Origin of the sequence: Hypericibacter sp. (assembly GCF_050729195.1) — a bacterium.
Taxonomy (GTDB): Bacteria; Pseudomonadota; Alphaproteobacteria; order Dongiales; family Dongiaceae; genus Hypericibacter.
This window is the reverse complement of record NZ_JBOHKS010000149.1, coordinates 1-5,217: the sequence shown is the minus strand read 5'-3', so window position 1 is coordinate 5,217 and position 5,217 is coordinate 1. Positions and strand designations below refer to the sequence as shown.

The 5,217-nt window shown below is 65.0% G+C and carries 6 protein-coding genes; all 6 read right to left on the bottom strand.

The window, feature by feature from the left end; translation table 11 throughout:
- A partial coding sequence (locus ACREE8_RS11515) for an alpha/beta fold hydrolase (RefSeq protein ID WP_431573139.1) occupies positions 1–652 on the bottom strand: 652 nt, incomplete at its 3' end.
- 68 nt (positions 653–720) lie between these two features.
- Positions 721–1,797 (bottom strand): NAD(P)H-dependent flavin oxidoreductase, encoded by a 1,077-nt coding sequence (locus ACREE8_RS11510; RefSeq protein ID WP_431573138.1) that lies wholly within the window; start codon positions 1,795–1,797, stop codon positions 721–723.
- A gap of 22 nt (positions 1,798–1,819) precedes the next feature.
- Entirely contained in the window at positions 1,820–2,494 is a 675-nt protein-coding gene (locus ACREE8_RS11505) for a type 1 glutamine amidotransferase domain-containing protein (protein WP_431573137.1), read from the bottom strand.
- Positions 2,495–2,580: 86 nt separating this feature from the next.
- The gene (locus tag ACREE8_RS11500) at positions 2,581–3,012 is read right to left on the bottom strand and encodes an OsmC family protein (RefSeq protein ID WP_431573136.1); all 432 of its coding nucleotides are present in this window, start codon (positions 3,010–3,012) and stop codon (positions 2,581–2,583) included.
- A gap of 63 nt (positions 3,013–3,075) precedes the next feature.
- On the bottom strand, positions 3,076–3,267 hold the full coding sequence (locus tag ACREE8_RS11495) for a hypothetical protein (protein ID WP_431573135.1): 192 nt from the start codon (positions 3,265–3,267) through the stop codon (positions 3,076–3,078).
- Positions 3,268–3,431: 164 nt separating this feature from the next.
- The coding region (locus tag ACREE8_RS11490) for an OB-fold nucleic acid binding domain-containing protein (protein WP_431573134.1) at positions 3,432–5,217 on the bottom strand (1,786 nt) is incomplete at its 5' end.

The following is a 5,217-nucleotide window of genomic DNA, read 5'->3' as shown; positions in this document are numbered from 1 at the left end:
GGTAGTCGTAGATGAGATCGAGCTGGATCTCGATGTTGCCCGGCCGGTCGAGGAACAGCTGGTCATAGATCCAGGTCGCGGGATCGACCCGGGATGGATCCTTGACGCCATCGAGATACTGGAACTTGGTGCTGTGGAGCGACATGACGGACCGCAGAGCCTCGCGCTTGTCGGCAGCGCCGGTGGCCCAATAAGCCTTGAGAGGATCCCAGAATCCGCTCAAACCGTCTTCATAGGCATTGCCGTTCTGCGTCACGAGCGCCGTCACGCGCTCCGGATGCTTGAGCGCGAGGCGGAAGCCGACCGGGGCGCCATAATCCATCACATAGAGCGCGTAGTGCGTCGCGCCCAGCTTCTCGAGCAGCTTGTCGATCAGGTCGGCATAGGTCGCGAAGCTGTATTTGAAGGCCTTTCGATCCGGCATGGCACTGAGACCGAAGCCAGGATAGTCCGGCGCGATCACGCGATAGCGGTCGGCGAGCGCGGGAATGAGATTGCGGAACATATGCGAGGAGGTCGGGAATCCATGCAGCAGAACGACCGCCGGCGCGTCGGCCGGCCCTGCCTCACGATAGAAAACCTCGACGCCATCGATCTGGGTCGTCCGGTGATGGGTGACAGGGAAACTCATATGGGCGGAGACGGCATTCATGGCAGATCTCCTTGATCGTCACAGGGGGAAGCTATGATCGCGAGTTCAATCCCGACCGAGCCGCTGTTTCACGGTGAGCCCAGTCTGGCCAGCGCTTCCGCGGCGAGGGTCCGGGTCAGCTCACCCGCCGACATCGCGCGCGCAAGCCGCGCGGCCTGCCCCGACCAGAGATTGGTGAAATCGCCCGAGCCCGCCGCTTCCGCCTTCGCGCGCAAGGGACCCAGCGCGGCGCCCGCCAGCGGAAAGGCCGGCGCCTCGCCTGAGAGTGGCCCGACCTCGCGCATCAGCCGGTTGACGATTCCGCGCGCGGGGCGGCCGGTGAAGACGTTCGTGACCATGGTGTTGTCATCGACCGCGGTCTTGAGCGCCTCGCAATGGACGGCCGGGAGCTTCGCCTCGGGGCTGAAGAGATAGGCCGTGCCGATCTGCACGGCCGAGGCGCCGAGCGCCAGGGCGGCGACGATGCCGCGCGCATCGGCGACGGCGCCGGCCGCGATCACCGGAACTTTCACCGCATCGACCACCTGCGGCACCAGGGCGAAGGTCCCGACCTGGCTTGCCATCTCGTGGCTGAGAAAATTGCCGCGATGACCGCCTGCTTCCAGACCCATGGCGATAACCGCGTCGACGCCCCGTTCTTCGAGCCAGCGCGCCTCGGCCACCGTCGTTGCCGAGGCGATCACCTTGGCACCCGTCGCCTTCACGCGGGCCAGCAGCGCCGGCTCCGGCAGACCGAAATGGAAGCTCACCACCTCGGGCTTGATGGTCTCCACCAAGCCGCAAAGATCGCTGTCGAAAGGCGTGCGGCCCGCCGCAGGCGTCGGCGTCTCGGGATCGAGACCTTTCTCGAGATAATAAGGCTTGAGCCGCGCGCGCCACGCTGCCGCCCGTGCGCCATCGGGCGCCGGTATTTTATGGCAGAAGAAATTGAGATTGATCGGTCGCGCGGTTCCTTTTCGGATGGCACCGACGGCATCTCGCATCTGATCGAGACTGTATTGCGCCGTGGGCAGCGAGCCCAGGCCGCCCGCCTCGCTCACCGCGATCACCATCTCGGGCGTGGTCGCACCTGCCATCGGCGCCTGGATGATCGGCAGCTCGATGCCAAAGAGATCGAGAATGCGACGATCGGGCCAGGCTTTCATCGTCGGTCTCCGAACTGAAAATTCAGACCAGCAGCTTCAACACGGCTTTCGCCGCCGCATCCGACGAAGCGGGGTTCTGGCCCGTGACCAGCTTGCCGTCGGTGATGACGAAGCTCTGCCAGTCGGCGGCCTTCTCATAGAGGCCGCCCCGCCGCTTCAACTCGTCCTCGACGAGGAAGGGCACCACCTTGGTCAGCCCGACCGCTTCCTCCTCGCTGTTGGCGAAGCCGGTGACGCGCTTGTCCTTGACCAGCGGCGCGCCGCGCGAGCGTGTGTGACGCAGCACGCCGGGCGCATGGCAGACCGCGCCGACGGGCTTGCCCAGGCTGGCGAAGGTCTCGACGAGCGCGATGGAATCGACATTCTCGGCCAGGTCCCAGAGCGGGCCATGGCCGCCCGGATAGAAGATGGCGTCATACTCGCGGGCCTTGATCGTGCCGAGCTTGATGGTATCGGCGAGCTGCGCCTGCGCCGCCGGATCCTTCTTGAAGCGCCGGGTCGCCTCGGTCTGGCCTTCGGGCGTGTCGCTCTTGGGATCGACCGGCGGCTGGCCGCCCTTGGGCGAGGCGAGCGTCACCTCGGCCCCCGCATCGCGGAACACATAATAGGGCGCCGCGAACTCCTCGAGCCAGAAGCCGGTCTTCTTGCCGGTATTGCCGAGCTGGTCGTGCGAGGTCAGCACCATCAGGATTTTCATCGTCGGGTCTCCGGACGCGGCGTTGGATTTTCACTCACGGGAACAGCCGGCGATCGGTGGGCGCTGCGCCGCCCACCGGTTCCGGTTCAGGAGAGCAGCGTCGCGTCGAGCGTGATCTCGGCATTGAGCAGCTTCGACACCGGACAGCCGGCCTTGGCCTTCGCCGCCAGTTCCTGGAAGGTCGCGTTGGTCGCGCCGGGGATCTTCGCCTTCAATGTCAGCTTCGACGAGGTGATGGCATAACCGCCCGCGACCTGCTCCAGCGTCACCTCGGCGCTCGTGTCCATCTGCGTGGCGGTGAGCTTGGCCTCGCCCAGGATCAGCGAGAGCGCCATGGTAAAGCAGGCGGCATGGGCCGCCCCGATCAGCTCCTCGGGATTGCTTCCCTTCTGCCCCTCGAAGCGGCTGGCAAAGCCATAAGGATAGGCTTTCAAGGCGCCGCTCTCGGTCGAGATGCTGCCCTTGCCGTCCTTGAGTCCGCCCTGCCAGGCGGCCGAGCCCTGTCTCTTGATCTTCATCGTCATGCTCCTGGGTAGAAGTGCCGTCGACGCGACAAGTTTCGCCCGCGATGATCCGCCGGGCTAGAAGGTAAAATCGAAGGACGAGACCGGATCGCTGGCCGGGAAGGTATCCTTGAGCGCCTCATCGAGCAGTATTTCCTGCCTGAGGCGATGATACTGCTCCACCAAGTCGTTGTCCGGTGTGTTTGCCGTCGGCGCTTGCGGGCGATTCTGCCGAAAGCGATGGCGGACGTTCTTGGCGGACGTTTTCATGGGATCACCTTTCGGGCCATGAGGATGGCAGCGAGCCGCAGGGAGCGCCTGCGGATCTGCACGAAAACCACATATGGCCCCCGGATTCGCCCAATCCAAGGCTCATGTGACATTTGCGGTTATGGGGCAGGAATGTTGAATTGTGTCGGCGCGGTCGCGACCGTCTAGTGAAAATTTCGCGATGGATAGGATGAATCGCGCTTTAAGCGCGCGCGGTCGCCGATCTGGCGGTTGCGCGCATCCTCGCCCGGTTTCCTGACCTCGTCGGCGCGGGCGAGGCTCGAGGCCGGCGAGAGCTCGGGGCTGGCCATGTCCCTGAGATGCCCGGTCAGGTCGATCAGCCGGTCGGCGATCAAATGCGTCACGATGCCTTCGCGCTGCAGCTTGCCGACGACGCCCAGGAGATTGGCGCCCAGCAGGGCGCGGCGATAGCGTTCGAAGGTCCTGGGCCAGATGACGATGTTGGCGATGCCGGTCTCGTCCTCGAGCGTGGCGAAGATGACGCCGCTGGCCGTGCCCGGGCGCTGGCGCACCAGCACGATGCCGGCCACCTTGACCTTGTCGCCATTCTCCGCCGCGAGGAGACTGGTGCAGGATCGATAGCCTTCCGCCGTCATGATGCCCCGCAACAGCCCCATCGGGTGACGTTTGATCGAGAGCTGCGTATGAGCATAATCCTCGGCGACATGCTCGCCCTGGGTCAGCGCCGGCAGCGTCACCGCTTCCTCCTCGCCCTGCTCTTCCGCCAATCTCGCCTCGAACAAAGGCAAGGGCGCCGCCGGCAAGCCCTTCACGGCCCAGAGCGCCTCGCGCCGGTCGAGCGTCATCGACCGGAAGGCATCGGCGCGAGCCAATGTGGTCAAGGCGGATTCCGGCAATCCGGTGCGCCGCCACAACGCCATCGGATCGCCATAGCCATTGCCCCGGGCACCCACCAGGGCCCGCATCTCGGTCTCGCCCAACCCCTTCACCTGACGAAAGCCGAGCCGCAATGCATAGGGTCGCCGCTTCACGCCCGGCGCCGGCTGGCCGCCATGGATGATTTCACGCTCCCCTCGTCCTTCGCCGTGAACGATGGGGCTGATGGGACGACCATCGTTCACGGCATCGGGTAATTCCAGCGTGCAATCCCACTCGCTGAAATTCACATCGACGGGCCGTACCTCGACGCCATGTTCGATCGCGTCGCGCACGAGCTGCGCGGGTGCATAGAAGCCCATCGGCTGGCTGTCGAGGATGGCGCAGGCGAAGATCTCGGGGTAATGGCATTTGATCCAGGAGGAGACATAGACCAGCAGCGCGAAGCTCGCGGCGTGGCTCTCGGGGAAGCCATATTCGCCGAAGCCCTCGATCTGGTGGAAGCAGCGCTCGGCAAACTCGCGCTCATAGCCACGCGCGACCATGCCCTCGATCAGCTTCTGCTCGAAGGTGTGGATGGTGCCGACATGCCGGAAGGTCGCCATGGCGCGCCGCAAGCGATCGGCCTCGTCGGGCGTGAAGCCGGCCGCGACGATGGCGATGCGCATCGCCTGCTCCTGGAACAGCGGCACGCCCAGGGTCTTGCCCAGCACCTCCTCCAGCTCGCGCGAAGGATAGGTCACCGGCTCCTCTATGTTCCGGCGGCGCAGGTAAGGATGAACCATGCCGCCCTGGATCGGGCCCGGCCGCACGATCGCGACCTCGATCACGAGGTCGTACAAGTTCTTTGGCTTGAGCCGCGGCAGCATCGTCATCTGCGCCCGGCTTTCCACCTGGAACACACCGATGGAATCGGCCCGTCCCAGCATCTCGTAGATGGCCGGATCCTCTTTCGGCAGGGTCGCCAGGTCGTAATTCTTCCCATGATGCCGGCGCAGGAGCGCAAAGCTCTTGGCGATGCAGGTCAGCATGCCGAGCGCCAGCACATCGACCTTCATCAGACCCAGGGTGGCGAGATCGTCCTTGTCCCAT

What these genes read in the sequence shown, in the direction of transcription:
- ACREE8_RS11510 (WP_431573138.1), bottom strand. Translation starts at nt 1,797, where the DNA reads ATGAAAGCCTGGCCCGATCGTCGCATTCTCGATCTCTTTGGCATCGAG.
- ACREE8_RS11505 (WP_431573137.1), bottom strand. Translation starts at nt 2,494, where the DNA reads ATGAAAATCCTGATGGTGCTGACCTCGCACGACCAGCTCGGCAATACC.
- ACREE8_RS11500 (WP_431573136.1), bottom strand. Translation starts at nt 3,012, where the DNA reads ATGAAGATCAAGAGACAGGGCTCGGCCGCCTGGCAGGGCGGACTCAAG.
- ACREE8_RS11495 (WP_431573135.1), bottom strand. Translation starts at nt 3,267, where the DNA reads ATGAAAACGTCCGCCAAGAACGTCCGCCATCGCTTTCGGCAGAATCGC.